This window comes from Micromonospora sp. LOL_015, assembly GCF_048060275.1.
In the GTDB taxonomy this organism is placed as follows: Bacteria; Actinomycetota; Actinomycetes; order Mycobacteriales; family Micromonosporaceae; genus Micromonospora_E.
The window spans coordinates 1-21,823 of the sequence record NZ_JBHMIO010000041.1; the positions used below are offsets into that span (position 1 = coordinate 1).

Genomic DNA, 21,823 nt, shown 5'->3' on the forward strand with positions numbered 1-21,823 from the left:
CGGGCAGCGACACGCCGAAAGTCGTCACCCGCCCACGGCCGACTTTGATACACGCCCTAGTGCCTGCCCAGCGGGTGTCCGCTGACCGCTAGCTGGCGCGGGCTCCGCTGAGGTACCAAGTGGCCGCGCTGTGCCGTTTGACGGATGGCGCAGGCCCCACCAATGCCCGCGAGCAGGGCACACCATCACTCATACCATCGGTTCCGTGCTGATCGTGACGACGAACGATCTACCGGGATACGAAATCCGGATTGTGCTGGGTGAGGTGGTCACCTCGGTGGTCCGCTCGATCAACCCCTTCAAGGAAGGCGTCAAGGCGCTGCGGGGCGGCAAGTCCGACCCGGGCGGACCGGCCAGCCTCACCAAGTACCGGACCGAGATCATCGGCAAGCTGGGCGATGCTGCCAAGAAGAAGGGCGCGAACGCCGTCATCGGAATGCGGTTCGACACCCGGCAGGTGGGCAGCACCCACATGGAGCTCTGTGCGTACGGGACGGCCGCCGTGGTGCTGCAGATCCGGCCCGACGCCGGCGACGACTCGAAGCAGTCGAAGATCGACGCGAGTCACGCCGACGCCAGCGCCGGCAACGAGACCGGCGGCTCGGCCGGCTCCGGCGGCAGGTAGGTCTACAGGATCGGGGCCGGCTGGTAGGCGGCGGCCACCGGGTGGTCGGCGACCACCGCGGCCACCCGGTCCGCCACCGCCCGCACCTGCGACGGCGCGGCGCCGACGAAGCCAGCCCGGTCGGCGACCACCATTGCGATCTCGTCCCGGCTCAACCCGAGCCGCCCGTCGGCGGCGAGCCGGTCGAACAGGTCGTTGTCGGCGGCACCCTGCTCCCGCATGGCCAGCGCCACCGCGACCGCGTGCTCCTTGATCACCTCGTGCGCTACCTCCCGGCCGACACCGCCGCGCACCGCCGCGACGAGAATCCGGGTGGTGGCCAGGAAGGGCAGATAGCGGTCGAGTTCCCGGGCGACCACCGCCGGGTACGCGCCGAACTCGTCAAGCACGGTGAGGAAGGTCTGGAACAGCCCGTCGGCGGCGAAGAACGCGTCCGGCAGCGCCACCCGGCGCACCACCGAGCACGAGACGTCGCCCTCGTTCCACTGGTCGCCGGCCAGCTCGCCGACCATCGACAGGTAGCCCCGGATCACCACGGCCAGCCCGTTGACCCGCTCGCTGGATCGGGTGTTCATCTTGTGCGGCATGGCGCTGGAGCCGACCTGCCCGGGCCGAAAACCCTCGGTGACCAGCTCGTGGCCGACCATCAGCCGGATGGTGGTGGCCAGCGAGGACGGGGCGGCGGCGACCTGGGCCAGGGCGGAGAGCACGTCCAGGTCGAGGGAGCGGGGGTAGACCTGGCCGACGCTGTCCAGCACCCGCCGGAAGCCGAGGTGACCGGCGACCCGGCGCTCCAGCTCGGCGACCTTGGCGGCGTCACCGTCGAAGAGGTCCAGCTGGTCGGCGGCCGTGCCGACCGGCCCCTTGACGCCGCGCAGCGGGTAGCGGTCGATCAGGTCGGTCAACCGTTCGTACGCGATGAGCAGCTCCTCGGCCGCCGACGCGAACCGCTTGCCCAGCGTGGTGGCCTGGGCGGCGACGTTGTGTGAGCGGCCGGCGAGGACCAGGTCGGTGTGCTCGACGGCGAGCCGGGCCAGCCGGGCCAGGGTGCTGGCGACCCGGTCGCGGATCAGCTCCAGCGATGCCCGGATCTGCAGCTGTTCGACGTTCTCGGTCAGGTCCCGGGAGGTCATCCCCTTGTGGATGTGCTCATGGCCGGCGAGCGCGCTGAACTCCTCGATCCGGGCCTTGACGTCATGCCGGGTGACCCGCTCGCGCTCGGCGATGGCGGTCAGGTCGACCTGGTCGACGACCCGTTCGTACGCCTCGATCACCCCATCGGGCACGGCGATGCCGAGGTCGCGCTGGGCGCGCAGGACGGCGAGCCAGAGTCGCCGTTCCAGCCGGACCTTCTCCTGCGGGGACCACAGAGCGGCGAGCTCGGTGGAGGCGTACCGGGCGGCGAGCACGTTGGGGATCTGCGGGCGCGATGTCACGTACGGCAGTCTGACACGCCGGCCTGCCGGCCCCGCCGGGCAGCCGGTGGCAATCTGACTGATCTGGCGGATCTAGGGACCATTGCGTAACTGGCCGCATTTTCCGTCGTTCAGCCTGTCGTTGCCGGATTCTTCCGGCCACGCCGCTCCTGCTCCTGCCCGACGGTGCGAGTCGCATCCCCACCTGGGTCGGTGAGGCCGAAGTCCGAGACGAGGAACTGTGCGTACCACCACACGCCGCAATACATCCATGCTCGCCGTCGCAGCTCTGGCCGGAGCACTGGCCGGCCTGTCTGCGTCCGGGCCGGTCACGGCGGCGGAAGGTGACGGACCCGTCGCCACGGCGACCGTTGCCGAGGCGGCGTACGCGTGGCCAGCGCAACCGTCCGACCCGGCTCCACCAAGACCTACGGGCGTCGAAGCGCTCATCGGCTCCGCGTATCGCAGCGATGCCACGCCCTGGATCGACTCGGTGAACCCCGGTGAGGGTACCGCCGCCGGCGGTACGACGGCGACGGTCAGCGGTACCAGCTTCATCCCCGGGCAGACCCAGGTGACAGTCTGCGGACGGACGCTCGGGCCAGCGGTCGTCACGGTCGGCGGCGCCTTCAACGTGTTGACCTTCCCGACTCCCGTCTGCGAGGACGGTGCGACGACGATTTCCGTCAGCACTCCGGCCGGTACCTCCAACGAGATGGCTTTCCGGTATGTCGGGGAAGGACCATTGGTAGCCGGCGGACCAGCCTACGGGGCATCGGATCACGGCCTTCCGGTCACTGGGCGCGCCCTGGGCCCGCTCGTTGTCAGCGGCCTCCTGGCGATCCTGGTTGGCGCCGCCCTGCGGTTCGCCGCCGGCGGACAACTCGACCCAGGGACGAGACTGATCGGCGACGTCGACAAGAGGTGAATTTGGCTTCTTTGACAAGATGGCGGCTGAGATGGTGTCCGGCGGGTCGCGTATCGTAGGGAAGCCGTCTGCCGCGATCGAGGAGCTGCGACCTGATGATCTCCGCAGACCCTGCCGCTCCCGCTGGGCACCCATCCCAGACCGGGCACCGACTGGAGACCGTTCACGGTTCGATCGCTCTGCCAACGTTCCTACCCGACGGCACGCGGGCCTCGGTCCGCGCGGTCGACAGCCGTGACCTGGCAGCAGTGGGGATCCAGGCGGTGATGGTGAACGCCATGCACCTGGCCCAGCGCCCCGGGCTCCAGGCCGTCCGACGGGCCGGCGGGCTACACCATTTCATGGCCTGGGACGGTGTGATCGTCTCTGACTCCGGCGGGTTCCAGATACTCTCTCTCATCCGCAAACGGGGTCAGACAGGATCAATCCGATCGAACGGGGTGACTTTTCAAGAATCGCCCGACACGAAGAAGATCGTACTCACCCCAGAAAAGGTCATCGAATGGCAATTCGGCCTCAGATCCGACGTGGTGATCGCCCTCGATGACTGCACCGGCCCGGAGGACTCCCCGGCTCAGCAACTCGCCTCCACCGAGCGCACGATCCGCTGGTTCCGGCAGGCCCGACAGGCGTACGACCTCCAATGTCGGCAGCGCCGGACCTCGGAGCCGCCCCTGTTGGTCGGGGTGGTCCAAGGCGGTACCGATCCGACCCTGCGGCAACGCTGCGTCGACGCCCTCGTCGAGTCGGGGGCGCAGGGGTTCGGATTCGGCGGCTGGCCACTGAACTCCGCCGGCGAGTTGGAGCGTGACATGTTCACCCTGCTCGCCCGGAGCACTCCGCCCGACGCGCCGCTGTTCGCCCTCGGAGTCGGCCGGCCCGAGCATCTGGTCGCCCTCTGCGAACTCGACACTCGATGGATCTTTGACTGCACGCTCCCAACTCGCGACGCCCGACACGGCCGCCTCTACGCGTTCAAACCTGATATCGCCAGCCGGCAGCTCACTCCGGATCGGAGCTTCTACCAGAACATCTACATCCTCGACGAGGAGAATTCCCGCAAGGACCAGCCAATCTGCCCGACCTGCGACTGTCCGACCTGCCAGAGGTACAGCCGCAGCTATCTGCACCACCTGTTCCGGGTGAAGGACGGACTGGCGGACCGGCTCGCCACCCTGCACAATCTTCGCTTCTACACCCGCCTGCTGGAGATGATTCGGTCCGGCCAGCTGGCCGGACCCGCCGCACCCGAGCCGGGCGGGCAGGGATGACCGACCGGTGACCACACCTCCACCGGACCCAGCGCCGGACCACGATCAATCACTGGCCAGCCTGCGGCCAGCAGGTCACCACCCGCTAGGCCGAGCCGGTGCCCACCCACCGGGCATCGCCACGTCAACAGCACGAACGGCCGATCCTCCCGCCGTCGACAAGGTGATCGCCCGGCTCACCTCGGCCGCCAAGTACCGCGACATCCATCCGGAGACCATTGTCGACCTGGTGCGGCGCGAAGGGCGGGGCACTGGCGACCCGACCGAGCTGGAACGACGGGTCCGGGCCCGGTTACACAAAGTGGCTGCGTTGCATCTGCTCACCGCCCGGCCACCGGCGCTACGACGGGCCGTCGACCGAGCCGATCTCGACGATCCGCAGGGCCGGCGGGACTGGTGCCGGCAGATGCTGGGTGGCCACTTTTCCACCGCCGAGCGTCTGCCCGACCTCGACGACTTCTACCCCATCCTGTTCGGACTGGTACCGCCGCCACGGACGGTGGCGGACCTCGCGTGCGCGCTGAACCCGTTCACCCTGCCCTGGTTGAGGCAGGTCAGCGAGGCCCGGTACGTCGGCTACGACTTCAACGCGTCGTTCGTCGCGTTGGGTAACGCGTTTCTGGCGCGGACCTACCCGGACTGCGAGGTCCAGCACGAGGATGTGCTCGCCGACGGCCGGCCGGTGAGCGGCGACCTGGCGCTACTACTGAAGACGTACCACTGCCTGGAGGGACGCCGTACGGGTGCCGGGCAGGCGCTGATCGACCGACTGGACTGCCGCGATGTGGTGGTTTCGTTCCCTACCCGGGCCATGAACGGCCGAGCCGCGGTCTTCGTTTCTCGACATGTCGAAGAGCTCTCCGCGCTGGCCCGCGATCGGGGTTGGCGCTTTTCACGGGCCAGCCTGGCGTCGGAGGAGCTGATAGCGATCCACAAGGGGTAAGACTCAGGTGGTATCGGTCCGCCTTGAGCCGCGAATTCGCTCGTTTCAGGTCTTCTGAAAAATCAGGCAAAAGCTACTTCTGAATGACGTAGACCAGCTCGTTGCCAATCTCCAGTTGCCGGAAGCTGTATGACCGCTCCCGGACCTGCGACTCAAAGCTTCGCGAATAGGTCTGAAACATCCCTTTCGACCGCCGACCAAGAGATCTGGTCGGAAAGGTTATCACGATAATCGGCGAGTTGACGAGGTCGATCGCTTCCCAACCGGATCCCCGGCGCTGAGTTTCCAGGCAGGGCAAGGTCTTCAGAAGTAGCGTGACATCGATTGGCTCGTGAACCCGATCCTCAAGAATATCAGCCACCCCCACCCGGTGTTGTACACCCAATCTCGTCAGCACGGAACCCACGAAGTCGATCAGGCGGGCGTCGATGTCGGACGCGACGTACATGGCCTGCTCGGGTAGACCCATCCACGGCACAGCTAGCGGACTGAGGCCACAGGCCAAGTCACGCACCGTACTCGGCTCGGGCAGGTCACGGAAAACTTCTTGGTAGAACCCCGCCAGGTGTGGCAGCCGCTCCCGGGTGGATAGATGCACCGACATCGCACGTCGGAGGGCTCCCTGTAGCGCTTCGTCATCTCCGGTGTCAACGGCAGATTCGATCTGGCTGAGTAACGCTGCATAGTTGGGCGGCTTGGGCGGCAAAAACGCACCGTAAATCTCATGTAGTCCGCGCTTGGTCCGTTTCACCGCATCGGAAACATCGCCCCGAGCCGCGACGAGAGCGGCTCTGGCCAGACGTCGCACGGTGACTGGAGCCACCGTCTGGTAGCGCCGACTCTTCACAATGGCCTGCACAATCTCGTCGACTCGCTCGTCGCCCGCAGATCGCGTCATTGCTCGGTCCATAGTGCAGGAAAACGATAGTGATCAACGGAGAGATCGAACCGCCCTCCGGGGTTCTCCTGCTCCGACAGGTCAAAGTTTCGTCGGGCTCCGGCGTCAGTACCGCAGCGATTTGCGCCACCCGGCTGACCGCGTTGGGAATTCCCAGAATCCTGGTACCACCTCTCTTCGGGATCTCCACCGCCCAGAGCGGACCGGGGGAGTGAGCAGATTTCCCCCAGGCTCATCCCGAAAATCACCTCCGACCTTCCCCGTGCAGCACCACGGTACGTGACGCTGCCACCCGGCTTCGAAACTAGCAAGATCATAACCTCGGGTGCGGGTAGCTGCCTTGGGTCACCAGCAGGGAGGAGTTGCCGTCAGACAGGTTCCCCGGGGTAGGCCCTGTGGTCAGCAGCTTCGCCATCGCAATGCGAGTGTTCGTAGCGGGCGCGTGCCGCCGACGACTGGTCGGCGATCCGGAACCCTACGGCGACACGATCTCCCGGACGTGTCCCACTTGCCAGTGGGCCACGCGGGTCACCTTCGATTGGGCGGTGTGGGACTCATAACTCTCTGCTGTCAGTCAAGACGGTGGACGTACCGGACATGCTGCACGCGGCGGCCGAGGTTAGGAGCAAAATGGGCGCATTACGGCAGAGCCTATGATCGGTCCATGGCGCTGACTAAGCTTGGGCAGGCGCAGGCCAAGCCTGACGGAACACTCGATACCTTTCCGATTACGGACAGCTCGCAGGAGATCACGATTGACTGCCGGGAGTTCACCTGCCGCTGCCCCATCACGGGGCAGCCGGACTGGGCGACCATCCGGATCGACTACCGTCCGGGTGACCGGGGTGTGGAGACCAAGAGCCTCAAGCTCTACCTGGAGACCTTCCGGGATGAAGGCATCTTCCACGAGCACCTGGCCACGAGGATGCGGGATGATCTGGTAGCCGCACTCGATCCCATCTTTCTCAAGGTCACGGTTGACTTCAACGTCCGCGGCGGCATCGCGCTAGCAGCGTCGAGCACCTACCGGCGCTGAGTCACGGCCGCCTGATGAAGGGCCTTCCTGGACGCCCACAACACTTGGCTTCCTCCCTGCCCTCAAGGAACGGGGATTCCCTCTTGGCCATCAACGGCACAACACCCTACTCGAATGGACTGATACGAGGACTCCGATCCCTACCGGAACGCTGGCCCTGATCGGGGCTCCGGCGGCACGCTGGGTATGCTTGCCAGCTGGCTAGACCGATGCCAACGGACGGGGGTGGAAGGTGACGGAGCACCTGCCGGCAGGGACGCGTAATGCCGTTGTGCTGCTCAGCGGTGGCCTCGACTCCACGACGGCGCTCGCGATCGCGATACACGAGGGCTACCGGACCCACACGCTCAGTTTCCGGTACGGGCAGCGACACACCGTCGAGCTTGACGCCGCCGCCCGCGTGACGAAGGCACTCGGCGCGGCCCAGCACATCGTCGCCGACATCGATCTGCGGGCCTTCGGCGGGTCGGCACTGACCGACGACGCGCTCGCGGTACCACACCGCACCAGCACCGACGAGATGGATGACACCATCCCGGTAACGTACGTACCGGCGCGCAACACGATCTTCCTGTCGTTTGCGCTGGCCTGGGCTGAGACCCTGAACGCCTCAGACATATTCCTCGGGGTCAACGCGCTGGACTACAGCGGCTACCCGGACTGCCGCCCGGAGTACATCGCTGCGTACGAAGCAATGGCCAATCTTGCCACCAAGGCCGGCGTCGAGGGGCAACAGCGGTTGCGCATCCACACCCCACTGATCCGGCTGAGCAAGGCCGCAATCATCCAGCGGGGCCTGGAGCTGGGAGTCGACTTCGCCTGGACACACAGCTGCTACGACCCGATCGACGACCGGGCCTGTGGCAGTTGCGACTCCTGCCTGCTCCGTCAACGCGGTTTCGCCGAGCTCGGCATGATCGACCCTGCCATCTCCGGCGACGGATGATCGGCGTGTACCGGGTCAAGGAGATCTTTTACACACTCCAGGGCGAGGGTACGCACGCCGGTCGCCCCGCAGTCTTTTGCCGCTTCACCAGTTGCAACCTCTGGACCGGGCGAGAACGCGATCGACATCGTGCGATCTGCCAATTCTGCGACACCGACTTCGTCGGCACCGACGGCATTGGGGGCGGGCGGTTCTCGTCCGCCGTCGAGCTGGCCGCCGCCGTCGCAGAGGCTTGGCAAGGGCGGGCGCACCCCCGCAGCCGACGGTACGTGGTCTGCACCGGCGGCGAACCACTGTTGCAGCTGGACGAGACGGCTGTGACCGCCCTGCACGAAGCAGGCTTCGAGGTCGCGGTCGAGACCAACGGCACTCTGCCCGCACCTGCGGGCATCGACTGGATCTGTGTCAGTCCCAAGGCTGGCGCGAGTGTCGTACTCACCCGAGGTGACGACTTGAAGCTGGTCTTTCCCCAGCCAGAGGCCGACCCGGCTCGCTTCGAGCACCTCGACTTCAACCATTTTCTACTGCAGCCAATGGACGGGCCGAATCGAGTCGCCAATACTGCGGCTGCGGTGCGGTACTGCCTAGAGAATCCACAGTGGCGTTTGAGTTTACAGACCCACAAATACATTGGGATTGCCTGATGGAGATCTTCCGGGAGTTCACCTTCGAGGCCGCACACCGGCTGCCGTACGTACCCGAAGGCCACAAGTGCGCCCGCCTGCACGGACACTCGTACCGGGTCGCCGTGCACGTCAGTGGCCAGGTCGGAGCGCAAACCGGTTGGGTGATCGACTTCGGCGACCTCAAGCAGGCGTTCGCGCCGGTCCGCGACCAACTCGACCACCACTACCTCAACGAGATTGCCGGACTGGAGAATCCGACGAGCGAAGTGCTGGCCCGATGGATCTGGCAACGACTTGCCGGTCAGTTGCCGTTGTCGGCGGTGGTGGTTCGGGAAACCTGCACCTCCGGCTGCGTCTACCGAGGCGAGGACTGAGCACGCCCGACTCTACGGGTGGTCGGGCCACCGCAGCGGCTGGGGTCCGCGTCAGGCCCCACCGGCCGAACCTACCGACGCGTAACATTACGCTAAGGTAGGCCCGACGTTCCGATCTGGAGGGTATCTGATGACCGAGTTCGACCCGGCCAACTTCGCGTCCATCGACGCGAAGGAGTTCAGCAAGCTGGTCAAGACCACCCCGGATTCCAAGATCGCCGAGGTGATGCAGGGCGACCTGCGCGGCAAGGTCCTCGACGAGGTGTTCAACCGGATGCCCGTCCTGTTCCGTCCGGAGAAAGCCGGTGCCACCAGCGCGGTGATCCACTGGAACATCACCGGCCGGCCGGACGGCGGCACCGACACCTACGAGATCGTCGTCGACAACGGCACCTGCGTGGTATCCCCGGCCGCCGAGCGCGAACCGCGACTGAGCCTGACCCTCGGACCGGTCGACTTCCTCAAGGTCGTCGCCGGCACCGCGAACCCGATGATGATGTTCATGACCGGCAAACTCAAGGCTAAGGGCGATCTCGGACTCGCCGCCCAGATCCCCAACCTGTTCGACATCCCCAAGAGCTGACCACCGATCCGTAGCCCCGCCTGATACGTGTCCTGTATCAGCGGGGTCGACCATCCCTCCGACCGGTCACGCCCGCAGCTGGGGGTGTGTGCCGGTGGACCTGCCGTTCCTGATTTCCACGCTGACCCGACGCGGGGTGCTCACCCCCGGCTCGCCGGTGCGGACCGTCGCCCAATTCGCCGCACTGCGTCGCTGGGGGTTCACCCTCGTCGGCGAACTGCGCCAGGCCGCCGCCCGCGATCCACGCCGGGTCGCGCTCATCGACGACGGCGAACAACAGCTGACCTACCGGGAGCTGCTGGACCGCGCCGAGCGGTTGGCGGGCGCGCTGCGTACCGCGCTGGACGTCTCCGCCGGGGACCGGATCGGCCTGCTCTGCCGCAACCACCCCGACATGGTGACCGCGATGGTCGCCGCCGGGCTGCTCGGCGCGGACACCGTCCTGCTGCACCCCGGGCTGGCCGGGCCGCAGCTCGCCGCCGTCGCCGACGAGCAGCGGCTGCGGGTGCTGCTGCACGACCGCGAGTTCGGCGAACAGGTCGTCGAGGTCGACACCGCGGTGGTCCGGGTCGACGAGACCCGGGTCGCGCAGCTGCTGCGCGACGCACCGACGGACACCCGGCTGGAGCCACCGCGCCGCGACGGCCGCACCATCGTGCTCACCTCCGGCACCACCGGCACCCCGAAGGGCGCCCGGCGACGGACCCCGACCGGCTTCGGACCGCTGGCGTCGATCATCGACCGGATCCCGCTGCGGGTCCACGACCGGATCATGATCGCCACGCCGGTCTTCCACACCTGGGGGTACGCCGCCCTGCAGATCGCGTTCGCGCTGCGGGCCACGGTGGTGCTGCACCGACGATTCGAGCCGGCAGCCGCGCTGGCCGCCGTCGACCGGCACGACTGCACCGCGCTGTTCGCCGTGCCGGTGATGCTGCAACGGCTGCTGCACGACGTACCGGAGCCTCGGCGGCAGCCGACCGGGCTGCGGGTGGTCGCGGTCAGCGGCTCGGCGCTCGGCGGCGGCATCGCCACCCGGTTCATGGACCGGTACGGCGACGTGCTCTACAGCCTGTACGGGTCGACCGAGGTCTCCTGGGCTGCCATCGCCACCCCGGCCGACCTGCGCCGGGCACCGAACACCGCCGGCCGGCCGCCGTACGGCACCCGGCTGGCGGTGCTCGGGCCGGACGGCGAACCGGTGCCGACCGGGCAGGTCGGGCAGATCTTCGTCGGTAACGAGCTGCTCTTCGACGGCTACACCACCAGCGACGACGGCATGGCCGAACGCCGGCACGGGCTGCTCGGCACCGGCGACCTCGGCCACGTCGACGCCGACGGGCTGCTCTTCGTCGGCGGCCGAGCCGACGACATGATCGTCTCCGGCGGGGAGAACATCTTCCCGTCCGACGTCGCCGACCTGCTGGCCCAGCTACCGCAGGTACGCGAGGCCGCGGTGGTCGGCCTGCCCGACGCGGAGTACGGCCAGCGGCTCGCCGCGTACCTGGTGCTGCATCCGCAGGAGACGCTCGACGCCGAGTCGGTCCGGGAGTACGTGCGCCGCTACCGCGCCCGGTTCGCCGTCCCCCGGCATGTGATCTTCCTGTCGGCGCTGCCGCGCAACGCCGCCGGCAAGGTGGTCACCCGGGACCTGCCCCGGCCCTCGGGCAGCTGACCCCCCGGCCCGGACTTGGTGAACCCCGGCACTCACGGCTGGCGCAGATGCTGCGCCACCCGCTGGTGGTCCCGGAACCGCGCCCGCGCCGCCCGCTGGGCCGGGTCCTGCTCCGGCGCGGCGTCGATGTGCGCCGAGCGGGCCGCCTCCGTACGGTTGGCGTACTCGACCGGCGGCAGGCCGCGCAACGCGCGTACCACGCCGGGGCTGGCACCGACCCGCCGCGCCTCCGCGACGATCTGTTCCTTGTCGGCGGGAAAGTCCAGCTCGTTCAGACTGTCCAGTACGTCCTGGTAGCTCGTCCCCATGCGCCGGGGCGTACCCGCCGGGCGGCCCGCTATCCGCCCGGCACGGGGTGATCCGGCACCCGGGTCAGGGCAGGGTGATCCGACCTTCGGCGGCGGCCAGGGCGATGTCCGTCCGGAAGTGCCCGCCGGGCAGGTCGACCCCGGCCAGCAGCCGGTACGCGGCGTCCCGCGCGTCGGCCAGGTCGGCACCGACGCCGGTGGCGCTGAGCACCCGACCACCGGCCGAGACCAACTGCCCCGTGGCGTCGTGGGCGGTGCCGGCGTGGCTGATCCCGGCCTGCCCGGCACCGGAGATCGCGTCGCCGGTGATCACGTCGCCGGTGCGGGCCGCTGCCGGGTAGCCGGCCGACGCGAGCACCACGGTCACCGCTGCCCCGTCCCGCCAGCGCAGCGGCGGGTGGTCGGCGAGCGTACCGGTCGCCGCCGCGTGCAGCAGGCCGGCCAGCGGGGTCTCCAGCAGCGCCAGCACCACCTGGGTCTCCGGGTCGCCGAACCGGGCGTTGAACTCGATCACCCGGGGGCCGGCGGCGGTGACCGCCAGCCCGACGTAGAGCAGCCCGGCGAACGGGGTGCCCCGGTGGCGCATCTCGGCCAGCGTCGGGTGCACCACCTCGGCCATCACCTGGTCGACCAGGTCCGGCGGCGCCCACGGCAACGGCGCGTACGCACCCATGCCGCCGGTGTTCGGGCCGGTGTCGCCGACGCTGACGCGCTTGAAGTCCTGGGCGGGCAGCAGCGGCACCGCCGCCGTGCCGTCGGTGACGACGAACAGCGACACCTCCGGCCCGGCCAGGTACTCCTCGACCACCACCTGCCCGCAGGAGTCGGCGTGGGCGAGGGCGGCGGCACGGTCGTCGGTCACCACCACCCCCTTGCCGGCGGCCAGCCCGTCGTTCTTCACCACGTACGGGGTGCCGAACGCGTCCAGCGCAGCGGCCACCTCGTCGGCGCTCCGGCAGGTCACGGCGCGGGCGGTCGGCACCCCGGCGGCGGCCATCACGTCCTTGGCGAAGCTCTTGGAGCCTTCCAGAACGGCAGCCGCGCCGGACGGCCCGAAGCAGGCGATGCCCTTGGCGCGTACCGCGTCGGTGACCCCGGCGACCAGCGGCGCCTCCGGGCCGACCACGACCAGGTCGGCCGCCACCTCGACGGCGAGCGCGGCGACCGCCTGCGGGTCGGTGGCGGTGACCGGGCGCAGCTCGGCCACCTCCGCGATGCCCGGATTGCCCGGAGCTGCGATCAACTGGTCGACGGCGGGGTCGGCGGCCAGGCTGGACGCGAGCGCGTGCTCGCGTCCGCCACTGCCGATGAGAAGTACGCGCACAACGGCCGATCCTAGACGCCGGCCTGCGCCATCCGGGAACCCCGCCGCAGATAGGCGAACCAGGTGACGGCCAGCATCACCACGAACAGCACGACGTAGAAGCGCAGCGCCGGCTCGATGTTGCCGTATGTCGACTTGGCCCAGGCATAGCAGATCGGCACCAGGAAGCCGCCGAATGCGCCGACCGACGAGATGATGCCGAGCGCGCCGGCCGCCTCCCGGCGCATCCGCAGCATCGTCTCCGCAGAGCCGCCCCGGTCCTCACCCTTCACCCGGAAGATCTTCGAGATCATCCGGTACGTCGACCCGTTGCCGATGCCGGTGGCGACGAACAGCACCATGAAGCTGACGAAGAAGACGCCGAGGTTCTGCTGCTGCACCGCCCACAGGGCCGCGTAGGCGCCGGCGGCGAGGACGACGAAGCTGGCCGCGGTCACCCGGGCGCCGCCCATCCGGTCGGAGAGCCGGCCGCCGAGCGGCCGGGCGACCGAGCCGATCCCGGCACCGAGGAACGCCCAGCCGAGCGCGATGTCCGGCCGGTTGAACACCGCGTTCAGCAGGGTCGGGAACGCCGCCGAGTAGCCGATGAACGAGCCGAACGTGCCGATGTAGAGCAGCGACATGATCCAGGTGTCGGGGTGGCGCAGCGACGACCAGACCGGTTCGACGTCCGCTTTCGCCTCGGCGAGGTTGTCCATGTAGAGGTAGGCGCAGACCGCCGCGATGACCGCCAGCGGGATGTACATCAGACCGGCCCGGGACAACGCCAGCCCACCGCCGAGCACGATCACCTTCGGCACCAGGAACTGCACCACCGCGACGCCGACGTTGCCGCCGGCGGCGTTCAGGCCGAGCGCCCAGCCCTTTTCCCGTTCCGGGTAGAAGAACGAGATGTTGGCCATGCTGGATGCGAAGTTTCCGCCGCCGAATCCGGCTGTCGCGGCGATCACCAGAAGGGTGCCGTACCCGATTTCCGGATTGTTGACCGCCCAGGCGAGACCGGCGCACGGGATGATCAGCAGCAGGGCGGAGACGACCGTCCAGTTGCGGCCGCCGAAGATCGGCACCGCGAAGGTGTACGGCAGCCGCAGGAACGCCCCGACACCGCTGGGTACGGCGGTCAGCCAGAGCGTCTGGCTGACGCTGAGGTCCCACCCGGCGCTGCTCAGCCGCACCACCACGATGCTCCAGAGCAGCCACACCGAGAAACCGATGTGTTCGGCAAAGATGGAGAAGATGAGGTTGCGCCGGGCCACCGGCCGGCCGACCGTACGCCAGAACGTGGGGTCCTCCGGCTCCCAATGGGCGATCCACCGTTTCCGGTTATCCTGGGGGCGGGTCTCGATGGTCTCCGCGTTGACTGTCTCGTTGGCCATCAGGTTGGCTCCTTAGCCATCGGGTGCCGTAGGGTGGCGATCGAGATGCTGCCGAGCGACGTTTCCGGATCGGCGATGATCGGGCGTCTACCGGGGTGGCATTGGGCAGTCAGGCTATGAACCGAATGTTTCCTGGCGTAGAAAACGGTGATGTCGGGGCGTGGTCATGGTTCGCACCGATCCGGCCCCGACGTTGTGAGATCGCGGCCGTCGCCACCGGCGGGCGGTGTCGAAACCCGTGCCGCCGGCACCGACACCCACATCGTGCCGGCCGGGTCTTGCCGGACCGGGTAGCTTCCGCAACGGCGGCTGCCCACTGCGGGAGCATCCGGTCGCCAACTCGAAGACGTGCTGGTACAGCGGGTAGATCATCACCTCGGCGTCGATCAGCCCGTCGGCGAGCGGGCCGCCGGCATTGCGGGCAGACCGCCGACACCGCACGCAACTGCCCCGACGTCAGCCGGAACACCGCCGGTCAGTTTGACCAGCGGCACCTGGTGTTTCTCGGGCCACGTCGGCGATCCGGCGCAGCTGGGCCGCGGTGGTGCAGCCGCCCTTCATCTGCGGCACCACCGAGAAGGTGCCGTCGCGTTGGATGTGCGCAGCCCGCTGGCGCGGATCTCGGCCGTCAGTCACCGGCTAAGATCGACTCGGCGGTGACGGTGCCGTCCGTCGCGGTTTCGCCAGCCACCGACACCGGCAGGCCGACGGCCAACCCCTCAAGATCACCGGGCACCCGGACGGCCGTCCCGTCACCCGTGCGCACGATCACCACCTCCCCGGCCTCGGTTTCCACGTACACCGTGTCGCCGTCGACCAGCTTGACCGTGCCGACCGCTGCCGGCTGCGGGCCGACCTCTTCGGCGCCCGTCGCGTCGGCCGCGCCGCCCGGCTGGAGCTGCCCCGCCCCCGGCTGGAACTCCCCAGCCCCAGATCGGAGCTGTCCGGCGCCGGCTCCGCGCAGTCCGGGCCCGGCACCCGCGCCGGTGTCGTCGTCGTTGAACGGCACCGCCACGCCGACGGCGAACCCGGCGACCGACAGCAGCACGGCAACCAGCCACGGAGTGAGCCGGTTCGTCCACGGCCGAGGCGTCGCTGCGGCCAGCCATTCGGCGTCGTCGTCGCGCACGTCATCTCCACCAGTTGTCATCGGTCGGTCACCTACTCGTACCGCAGGGCGTCGATGGGTCGCAGGTTCGCCGCCCGGCGGGCCGGGACGCTGCCGAAGAAGAGGCCGATCGCCACCGACACGCCCAACGCCAGCAGCACCGAGCCCGGCACGATCACCGGCTCCACCCCGACGATGGTGAACCGGCTGCCGATCACCGCGACCGCGACCCCCGCCCCGCCGCCGATCGCGCTGAGCAGCGTCGCCTCGACGAGAAACTGGGCCATGATCGTGCCGGGTGGGGCGCCGAGCGCCTTGCGGATACCGATTTCGCGGGTCCGTTCGGTCACCGTCACCAGCATGATGTTGGTGATGCCGATCCCGCCGACCAGCAGGCTGATCGCCGCGACCGCGCCGAGCAGCACAGTGAACGTCTCCGCCGTCGACGCCTGCGTCTCCAGCAGCTGTGACGCGTTCTGAATCCGGTACGAGGAGCCGCCGGAGACGCCGCGGGAGCCGGCAGCGCCGTCCGTGGCCAGCCTGCGGTCCAGGATCGCGCTGACCTGCGCCTGCGCGGCGTCGACCCGGTCCGACCCAGCCGCCTCCACCAGCACTGAGTTGATCGACCCGTACCCGGTCAATGTCTGACGCACCGCAGTCAACGGCGCCACCACCAGGTCGTTGGCGTCCTGCAATCCGCCGGTGGAGGTTTTCTCGGCGAGCACGCCGACCACGGTGAACAGGGTGCCGTCGACCATCATCTGGTTGCCCAGCGGATCCGTCCCGGCGAAGAGCTCGTCGACCACGGTCTGCCCGACGAGCGCCACCCGGCGGCCCTGCGCGACATCGACTTCGGCGAAGGTGACCCCCTCGCCGACCGGCGTGTTCGACGCCGCCAGGTAGCTCGGGTAGCTGCCGACGAACTGCCCGACGGAGTGGTCGGCGTCGCCGTAGGTAAGCGTCGCCGAGGTGCTAACCACCGGCGACACCGAACGGACGTCCGGGGCGAGCACCGGATCGTGCAGCGCCTCGGCGACCGCGACAGTCAGCCCGGCGCCGCCAGCGCCGGACGCCGACACGGTGATCGTGTTGGTGCCGAGCGCCTCGATCCGCTCGTTGACCGCCTGCGCCGACCCGTTGCCCACGGCGACGAGCAGGATCACCGCAGCCACGCCGATCAGGATGCCGAGTGTGGTCAACGCCGAACGCAGCTTGTTCGCGCCGATGCCGCGCAGCCCGGAGCGGATGATCTCTACCGGCCCCACTGGGCGACCTCCCGGTACGACTCGCCCGCACCCGGCCGACCGGCACCGTGGCGTCGGTCGTCGGAGACGATCCGCCCGTCGTGGACCTGTAGCAGCCGGCAGGTCCGGTCAGCCACCTCCGGTTCATGGGTGATCAGCATGATGGTGCGGCCGTCGGCGTTGAGCTGGTCGAAGATGGTCAGCACCTCCTCGGTGGACGCGCTGTCCAGGTTGCCGGTCGGTTCGTCCGCCAGCACCAGCGCCGGTTCGGTCACCAACGCGCGGGCGAGGGCGACCCGCTGCTGCTGGCCGCCGGAGAGCTGGTTCGGCAGATGCCCAGCCCGTCCGGCCAGCCCGACCAGGTCGAGCGCGGCCAGCGCCCGCCGACGTCGCACGGTCGGACGGACCCGGGCGTACGCCAGCGGCAGCTCGACGTTCGCCACGGCGGTGCTCCACGGGATCAGGTTGAACGACTGGAAGACGAAGCCGATCCGGCGGTTACGGACCATGGCGAGCTGCCGCTCGGTGAGCCGGCTGACGTCCACCCCGTCGATCAGGTAGCGGCCGGTGCTCGGCACGTCCAGACAGCCGAGGATGTTCATCAGCGTCGACTTACCGGAACCGGACGAGCCCATCACGGCGACGAACTCGCCGCGGTCGACCTGCAGTGACACGCCCCGCAGAGCGGCGACCGCCGACTCACCGACGCCGTACACCTTGGTTACGTCCCGTACGTCGAGAACCGGGCTCACCGGCCACCGCCCGGCCTGCCGCCGCCGGAGAAACCACCGGCACCCGGTCCGCCCCTACCGGGGAACCCGCCACCGCCGGGGAAGCCGCCGGACCCGCTCTCCGGCTCGGTGGGGATGACCACCACCACCCGTTCGCCGACGGCCAGTCCGGAGACGATCTCCACCGCGTCGTCACCCTGCAGGCCGACCTCGACGGTACGGCTGACCTGTGCGCCGTCGACCAGTACGGTGACCGACTGCCGGGTGCCGGTGCCGGTCAGCGCGGCTGGGCTGACGGTCAGCACGTCTACCGCCTCGCCGACGACCACCGTCACTTCCACGGTCTGTCCGGGCCGGACGCCTTCGGGCAGCGAGTCCAGGTCGAGGGTGATCGGATAGCTCACCACGCCGTTGGTGGTGGTCGCGTTCGGGTCGATGACCCCGATGCTCGCGCTGGCTTCGGTTTCCGGCAGCGCGTTCCAACGTACGGTCGCCGGCTGACCGGTTTCGAGCCGCGTCGCATCGGTTTCCGACACCGAGGCGGTCACCTCCAGCTGGGTCAGGTCGGCCAGATCCACGAACCCGCTGGCATCCGACGACGAGGACGACCCGGTGCCACCACCCGCTGACGACGACCCGGTGCCACCACCGGTCGACGCGCCGACGCTGCCGTTGACCGCAACGACCGTACCGGCCATCGGGGCTGTCAACGACGTGCCGTCGACGGCCGCCTGCGCCTCGTCGACCGCGAGTTCCGCCTCGGTCACCGCGGCGACGGCGTCAGCCGTCGACACGCCCGCGACCTCTGCGGTGTCGAGTGCGTCCTGCGCGGCGTCGAGGTCGGCCCGCGCGGCGTCCAGTTCCCGCAGGGCCACCGTGTCGTCGACCCGGGCGAGGACCGCGCCCTCATCGACCTGCTGCCCGACGGACACCAGGATCTCGGTGACCGTACCGTCGGTGACGAAGTCGGCGACCGCCGTCTTCGCACTGCGTACCGAACCGGAGGCGGTGACCGTCGCCGTGACCGTGGCCTGCTCGACGACGACGGTCGCGGTTGCCGCCGAACCGGCGGCGACAGCGGCGGTGTCCGGCCCGGCCACCGTGTAGTACGTCCAGCCGAGCATGCCGAGTACCGCCAGGACGAGAACCGCATTGAGGATCAACGGCCGGCGAAGGCCGGCGAGGCGACGCACAGGCATGGCGGACAGCTTCTGATGGCTTCCTCGACGCTGACTCGGAGCGGGCTCGTTGGCGGCTGAGAGTCGACCGGCGGATCGCATCACCCACCCACCACTTCGTCGCCGACCGCCAGCCCGTCGGTCACCTCGACGTACTGGTCGCCACGGACGCCCACGCTCACCACCCGCTGCTGCTCAACGCCGGACCCGTCCCGCACGGCGACGATGTCCTCGCCGCCGACGCTGCTGCGGCTCACCGCGGTGACCGGAACCCGTACCACGTCGGTCACCTCGTCGACGACGATCCGTACCCCGGCGCTCTGACCGACCAGCAGGCCGGCCGGGACGTCGTCGAAGTCGACGATCACGCCGTAGCGCACCAGCTGGCCCTCGACGCTGCCCACCGGGTCGACCTGACCGAGGTGGGCGGGGAACTCCTCGCCCGGCCGGGTGGCCAGGGTGACGACGGCCGGCTGGCCGACCGACAACCGCGCGGCGTCGGCCTCGGGGAAGCTCGCGGTCACCTGCATCTCGGCGACCGCGCCGAGTCTGATGAAGGTGCCACCGGCTCGTACCGTGCTGCCGACGGCGCCGGAGACACCGAGCACCTTGCCGTCGATCGGAGCGCTGATCACCGTACCGGCGAGGTCGTCCTCGGCGACGGCGAGCCGTAGCTGCGCCGCAGTGACCTGCTGCCGGGCCCGCAGCACCGGGTCTCCACCGGATTCGCCCCCGGCCGACGACCCGGGTCCTGACCCGGATCCGGCTCCGCCACCGCCGGAACGCCCGTCCGCCGCCGTGCCGCAACCGCTGTCGGAGCCGTCGGCCCGGTCTCCGGGGTCGCCGGTGGGCGCGGCCGGCGAGTTGGCCGGCGCGGCCGGTGGGGTCGGGGTGGGCTTTTCCGACGGTACGGACGCGGTAAGCGAAGGTGCCGGCGAGCTGGTGGTGCCGACAGTTGGGGACGGGTCCGGGGCAGCCGACCCAGTCGCATCCGGCGTCGGGCTGGTGGTGGGGTCGGGAGCGGTCCAGGCCGCCAGCGCGGTCGTCGTGCACCCGGTGCTCACGTCGCTGTCCGTCCCGTCCGTGCGGGCGTCCGCCTGCGCCTCGGCAAGGGCTTCCCGCGCTGCCGTCAGCGCCTCTTCAGCCTGTTCGACAGCTGCCGCCGCGTCGCTGTCGTCGACGGCGGCGAGCACGTCACCGGCGGCGACGTCCTGCCCGAGCCGTACGTCCAGCCTGGTCACCCTGCCGGTAACCGCGAAGCCGAGCTGGCGGTCCTCGGCCGGTGCGACCGAGCCGGTCGCGGCGATCGCAACAGTGACCGTCCCTCTGTCCACCTGCGTCATGGCCACGGGTACGGCGCCGTCGGTGCTCGTCGGGCTGGCGACCGCGTAGGCGACGGCACCCGCCGGGATCAGCGTCGCACCGGCCGCCACGGCGACAAGTCGCCGGCTCGCGGGCAGCCGACTGACCAGCGCCCTGATGGAGCCGAGTTTCATGGATTGAAAGTGTTCCGGCACCGGCTCAGGGCCAGCTCGGGGGCAGCTCGGCGTTTCCTGTGAACCCACCCCGGCGTTGGTCGCCATCCCCAGCGCGGTCACAGCAAACCCTCACGTGACGCGGAGGTTCGTCAGCTCTGCTGACGCCCGCACCGGCGACGTCCGTCGCAGGCCATCTGATGGGGAGGGCATGATCGTGCATGTTGCGCTCAGTCGTTCGATGTGGGGCGCTGCCGGAGGCATCTGCCTGCTGCTAATTGTCGCCTGTAGCGCGTCTGACCCGGACTCGGACAGCGAAACCGCCGCAGCTGGCGCCGGAGCCATGGCGGAGTACGTGGACTGCCTGCGGGACAACGGGGTCGACGGCGTGGAGGTTCCCGAAGCCGGAGGTGGTTACCGACGTGGTGCCCCGAACGGGATGCCGTCGGAGCAGCTCCCGTCGGGGTTGCCGTCCGGCGCGCCAGGTGGTGCGGGACCGGGCGGTGCGGAACCGCGCGGCGGCAGGACGGGCGGCGGATTCGGCGACATGCTCCGACCTGACGACGTCGACGACGACACCTGGGCGGCGGCGCAGGAGGCGTGTCAGTCCGAGCTACCGCCCGGCGGTCGGGGCGGTCCCGGCGGTCGGGGCGGTCCCGGCGGCGGCACCGAGAACGGGACGGACGCCAGCGGCATCGTCGCGTACCGCAACTGCCTGGCAGAGAACGACGTCGAGTGGGCCGACGAACTGGACTCCTCGGACCCGACCGTCGCCGCGGCGCTGGCCGCCTGCGAACCCCTGCAGCCGGCCGAGTGACCCACTCACCTGCCGGCAGGTGACGCGACGAAGGTCTCCTGCAACGACGGTTCGAGCGACCGGCCCGTCAGCGGCTCGATGAACAGCTCGTCGAGGAGCAGGTCGGCCAGGTGAGCGGGGTTTAGCCCGGATTCCCTGCGGGCGAGCGCCTGCAGTGCGCCGCCGGCCCGCAGGGCCACGCGGACCGCACCGGAGGGCAGCCGCCGGACCGGGCGTGGCCGGCCCACCGCCTCGGCGATCCGCCCGACCATCTCGACCCAGGTCAGGTTGGCGTCGGCGACCGGAACGTCCCCGCCGCACGCTCCCTCGATCGCGTCGACCGCCGCGACGGCGACGCTGCCGGCCGAGGCCGCGGCGGTTCCGCCGACCGGGACCAGCAGCGGCGCCGCCGACCGTGCCCACCGGTCCAGCGGACCGGCCCAGTTCGGTAGCCGGTCACCGGCTCGGCCGAAGACGAACGGCAGCTCCAGCACGGTGACCGGCAGGTCGGTTCCGGCCGCCGTCCGCACCTGCCGGGCCTGTTCCAGCCGGCACCGGATGTACGCGTGCCGCTCGCCGAGCCGCCACTCGGGACGAAGCCGGTCGTGGTAGGTGTAGTAGGAGCCGAGCAGGACCCCACGGGTCAGGCCGGCGTGCCGGGCAGCGGTGAACATCCGCGCCACGGGATCGACGAGTTCACTGCGCAGCACGGGATGGATCGGCGCGGGGAGCACCCGCTGCTCGTCGACCCGGGTGCCGTACACGACGCCGTCGTGGCCGGTGAGCAGCGGCCGCAGATCGTCGACCGAGGCGGTCTCGACGTCGAGCACATGGTCGACCCCGGTACGGGCGGTCCGTGCCACCGTGGTCACCGCGTGGCCGCGCTCGCGCAGCAGGTCGACGACGTGCGTACCGATCAGGCCGGACCCGCCCACGACAAGGATCCTCATGTCGGCTCTCCTC

Annotated in this window: 23 protein-coding genes; 11 read left to right on the forward strand and 12 right to left on the reverse strand. The window is 69.6% G+C overall.

Features of this window, described 5'->3' with window-relative positions; all coding sequences use genetic code 11:
* Positions 1 to 205 precede the first annotated feature (205 nt).
* The gene (locus ACFHWU_RS23950; protein ID WP_416553863.1) at positions 206 to 625 is read left to right on the forward strand and encodes a YbjQ family protein; all 420 of its coding nucleotides are present in this window, start codon (positions 206 to 208) and stop codon (positions 623 to 625) included.
* Between the two features lie 2 nt (positions 626 to 627).
* On the opposite strand, the gene purB is transcribed toward ACFHWU_RS23950, so the two are convergent.
* Positions 628 to 2,061, reverse strand: a complete 1,434-nt coding sequence (gene purB / locus ACFHWU_RS23955; RefSeq protein ID WP_416591630.1) for an adenylosuccinate lyase — start codon at positions 2,059 to 2,061, stop codon at positions 628 to 630.
* 220 nt (positions 2,062 to 2,281) lie between these two features.
* On the opposite strand from purB, the gene ACFHWU_RS23960 reads away from it, so the two are divergent.
* The 3 genes from ACFHWU_RS23960 to ACFHWU_RS23970 all read left to right on the forward strand — a co-directional run bounded on the left by ACFHWU_RS23960 (position 2,282) and on the right by ACFHWU_RS23970 (position 5,182).
* Positions 2,282 to 2,968, forward strand: coding sequence for an IPT/TIG domain-containing protein (locus tag ACFHWU_RS23960; protein ID WP_416591631.1), 687 nt, complete (start codon positions 2,282 to 2,284; stop codon positions 2,966 to 2,968).
* A gap of 95 nt (positions 2,969 to 3,063) precedes the next feature.
* Positions 3,064 to 4,239, forward strand: coding sequence for a tRNA-ribosyltransferase family protein (locus tag ACFHWU_RS23965; protein WP_416591632.1), 1,176 nt, complete (start codon positions 3,064 to 3,066; stop codon positions 4,237 to 4,239).
* A 163-nt stretch (positions 4,240 to 4,402) separates the two neighbouring features.
* Positions 4,403 to 5,182 (forward strand): hypothetical protein, encoded by a 780-nt coding sequence (locus ACFHWU_RS23970; RefSeq protein WP_416591633.1) that lies wholly within the window; start codon positions 4,403 to 4,405, stop codon positions 5,180 to 5,182.
* A gap of 73 nt (positions 5,183 to 5,255) precedes the next feature.
* Here ACFHWU_RS23970 and ACFHWU_RS23975 read toward each other — a convergent pair whose 3' ends face one another.
* Positions 5,256 to 6,080 carry an Rmt family 16S rRNA (guanine(1405)-N(7))-methyltransferase gene (locus ACFHWU_RS23975; protein WP_416553853.1) on the reverse strand — a complete coding sequence of 275 codons (825 nt, stop codon included), beginning with the start codon at positions 6,078 to 6,080 and terminating at the stop codon, positions 5,256 to 5,258.
* A gap of 664 nt (positions 6,081 to 6,744) precedes the next feature.
* On the opposite strand from ACFHWU_RS23975, the gene queF reads away from it, so the two are divergent.
* The 6 genes from queF (at position 6,745) to ACFHWU_RS24005 (ending at position 11,320) form a co-directional block, all read left to right on the forward strand.
* Positions 6,745 to 7,116: a preQ(1) synthase gene (queF, locus tag ACFHWU_RS23980; protein ID WP_416553851.1), complete on the forward strand. Its 372-nt coding sequence runs from the start codon at positions 6,745 to 6,747 to the stop codon at positions 7,114 to 7,116.
* A 232-nt stretch (positions 7,117 to 7,348) separates the two neighbouring features.
* A complete protein-coding gene (gene queC / locus ACFHWU_RS23985; protein ID WP_416553849.1) occupies positions 7,349 to 8,062 on the forward strand; it encodes a 7-cyano-7-deazaguanine synthase QueC in 714 nt (237 codons plus the stop codon).
* Positions 8,059 to 8,706 carry a 7-carboxy-7-deazaguanine synthase gene (gene queE, locus ACFHWU_RS23990; protein ID WP_416591634.1) on the forward strand — a complete coding sequence of 216 codons (648 nt, stop codon included), beginning with the start codon at positions 8,059 to 8,061 and terminating at the stop codon, positions 8,704 to 8,706. Before queC ends, queE begins: the two co-directional genes overlap by 4 nt.
* Entirely contained in the window at positions 8,706 to 9,062 is a 357-nt protein-coding gene (gene queD, locus ACFHWU_RS23995) for a 6-carboxytetrahydropterin synthase QueD (RefSeq protein ID WP_416553845.1), read from the forward strand. The genes queE and queD overlap by 1 nt, the downstream gene beginning before the upstream one ends.
* A gap of 130 nt (positions 9,063 to 9,192) precedes the next feature.
* Entirely contained in the window at positions 9,193 to 9,645 is a 453-nt protein-coding gene (locus ACFHWU_RS24000) for an SCP2 sterol-binding domain-containing protein (RefSeq protein ID WP_282232857.1), read from the forward strand.
* A 94-nt stretch (positions 9,646 to 9,739) separates the two neighbouring features.
* Positions 9,740 to 11,320 (forward strand): AMP-binding protein, encoded by a 1,581-nt coding sequence (locus ACFHWU_RS24005; protein WP_416591635.1) that lies wholly within the window; start codon positions 9,740 to 9,742, stop codon positions 11,318 to 11,320.
* A gap of 32 nt (positions 11,321 to 11,352) precedes the next feature.
* Here ACFHWU_RS24005 and ACFHWU_RS24010 read toward each other — a convergent pair whose 3' ends face one another.
* The 9 genes from ACFHWU_RS24010 to ACFHWU_RS24050 form a co-directional block, all read right to left on the reverse strand.
* Positions 11,353 to 11,628 carry a DUF2795 domain-containing protein gene (locus ACFHWU_RS24010; RefSeq protein ID WP_123606462.1) on the reverse strand — a complete coding sequence of 92 codons (276 nt, stop codon included), beginning with the start codon at positions 11,626 to 11,628 and terminating at the stop codon, positions 11,353 to 11,355.
* A gap of 64 nt (positions 11,629 to 11,692) precedes the next feature.
* Positions 11,693 to 12,952 carry a phosphoribosylamine--glycine ligase gene (gene purD, locus ACFHWU_RS24015; RefSeq protein WP_416591636.1) on the reverse strand — a complete coding sequence of 420 codons (1,260 nt, stop codon included), beginning with the start codon at positions 12,950 to 12,952 and terminating at the stop codon, positions 11,693 to 11,695.
* Between the two features lie 11 nt (positions 12,953 to 12,963).
* Positions 12,964 to 14,328 carry a NarK family nitrate/nitrite MFS transporter gene (locus ACFHWU_RS24020; RefSeq protein ID WP_416569340.1) on the reverse strand — a complete coding sequence of 455 codons (1,365 nt, stop codon included), beginning with the start codon at positions 14,326 to 14,328 and terminating at the stop codon, positions 12,964 to 12,966.
* 456 nt (positions 14,329 to 14,784) lie between these two features.
* Complete coding sequence (locus ACFHWU_RS24025) at positions 14,785 to 14,964, reverse strand: hypothetical protein (RefSeq protein WP_416591637.1); 180 nt, start codon at positions 14,962 to 14,964, stop codon at positions 14,785 to 14,787.
* Positions 14,957 to 15,478 carry a hypothetical protein gene (locus ACFHWU_RS24030; protein ID WP_416591638.1) on the reverse strand — a complete coding sequence of 174 codons (522 nt, stop codon included), beginning with the start codon at positions 15,476 to 15,478 and terminating at the stop codon, positions 14,957 to 14,959. The genes ACFHWU_RS24025 and ACFHWU_RS24030 overlap by 8 nt, the downstream gene beginning before the upstream one ends.
* Positions 15,479 to 15,489: 11 nt before the next feature.
* Positions 15,490 to 16,701 carry an ABC transporter permease gene (locus tag ACFHWU_RS24035; RefSeq protein WP_416591639.1) on the reverse strand — a complete coding sequence of 404 codons (1,212 nt, stop codon included), beginning with the start codon at positions 16,699 to 16,701 and terminating at the stop codon, positions 15,490 to 15,492.
* Positions 16,689 to 17,432, reverse strand: coding sequence for an ABC transporter ATP-binding protein (locus ACFHWU_RS24040; protein ID WP_416591640.1), 744 nt, complete (start codon positions 17,430 to 17,432; stop codon positions 16,689 to 16,691). Before ACFHWU_RS24040 ends, ACFHWU_RS24035 begins: the two co-directional genes overlap by 13 nt.
* Positions 17,429 to 18,610, reverse strand: coding sequence for an efflux RND transporter periplasmic adaptor subunit (locus tag ACFHWU_RS24045; protein ID WP_416591641.1), 1,182 nt, complete (start codon positions 18,608 to 18,610; stop codon positions 17,429 to 17,431). The genes ACFHWU_RS24040 and ACFHWU_RS24045 overlap by 4 nt, the downstream gene beginning before the upstream one ends.
* Positions 18,611 to 18,690: 80 nt before the next feature.
* A complete protein-coding gene (locus ACFHWU_RS24050; protein ID WP_416591642.1) occupies positions 18,691 to 20,085 on the reverse strand; it encodes an efflux RND transporter periplasmic adaptor subunit in 1,395 nt (464 codons plus the stop codon).
* 526 nt (positions 20,086 to 20,611) lie between these two features.
* Between ACFHWU_RS24050 and ACFHWU_RS24055 the strand changes: the two genes are divergently transcribed.
* Positions 20,612 to 20,881, forward strand: a complete 270-nt coding sequence (locus ACFHWU_RS24055) for a hypothetical protein (RefSeq protein WP_416553825.1) — start codon at positions 20,612 to 20,614, stop codon at positions 20,879 to 20,881.
* A 5-nt stretch (positions 20,882 to 20,886) separates the two neighbouring features.
* On the opposite strand, the gene ACFHWU_RS24060 is transcribed toward ACFHWU_RS24055, so the two are convergent.
* A complete protein-coding gene (locus ACFHWU_RS24060) occupies positions 20,887 to 21,810 on the reverse strand; it encodes an NAD-dependent epimerase/dehydratase family protein (protein ID WP_416553823.1) in 924 nt (307 codons plus the stop codon).
* Between the last annotated feature and the right edge of the window lie 13 nt (positions 21,811 to 21,823).

Coding starts and splice junctions, on each gene's coding strand:
- ACFHWU_RS24055 (WP_416553825.1), top strand. CDS start 20,612: ATGCTCCGACCTGACGACGTCGACGACGACACCTGGGCGGCGGCGCAG.
- ACFHWU_RS23975 (WP_416553853.1), bottom strand. CDS start 6,080: ATGACGCGATCTGCGGGCGACGAGCGAGTCGACGAGATTGTGCAGGCC.
- ACFHWU_RS23965 (WP_416591632.1), top strand. CDS start 3,064: ATGATCTCCGCAGACCCTGCCGCTCCCGCTGGGCACCCATCCCAGACC.
- ACFHWU_RS24020 (WP_416569340.1), bottom strand. CDS start 14,328: ATGGCCAACGAGACAGTCAACGCGGAGACCATCGAGACCCGCCCCCAG.
- ACFHWU_RS24045 (WP_416591641.1), bottom strand. CDS start 18,610: ATGCCTGTGCGTCGCCTCGCCGGCCTTCGCCGGCCGTTGATCCTCAAT.
- ACFHWU_RS24010 (WP_123606462.1), bottom strand. CDS start 11,628: ATGGGGACGAGCTACCAGGACGTACTGGACAGTCTGAACGAGCTGGAC.
- queF (WP_416553851.1), top strand. CDS start 6,745: ATGGCGCTGACTAAGCTTGGGCAGGCGCAGGCCAAGCCTGACGGAACA.
- ACFHWU_RS24030 (WP_416591638.1), bottom strand. CDS start 15,478: ATGACAACTGGTGGAGATGACGTGCGCGACGACGACGCCGAATGGCTG.
- queD (WP_416553845.1), top strand. CDS start 8,706: ATGGAGATCTTCCGGGAGTTCACCTTCGAGGCCGCACACCGGCTGCCG.
- ACFHWU_RS24000 (WP_282232857.1), top strand. CDS start 9,193: ATGACCGAGTTCGACCCGGCCAACTTCGCGTCCATCGACGCGAAGGAG.
- ACFHWU_RS24060 (WP_416553823.1), bottom strand. CDS start 21,810: ATGAGGATCCTTGTCGTGGGCGGGTCCGGCCTGATCGGTACGCACGTC.
- queE (WP_416591634.1), top strand. CDS start 8,059: ATGATCGGCGTGTACCGGGTCAAGGAGATCTTTTACACACTCCAGGGC.
- ACFHWU_RS24050 (WP_416591642.1), bottom strand. CDS start 20,085: ATGAAACTCGGCTCCATCAGGGCGCTGGTCAGTCGGCTGCCCGCGAGC.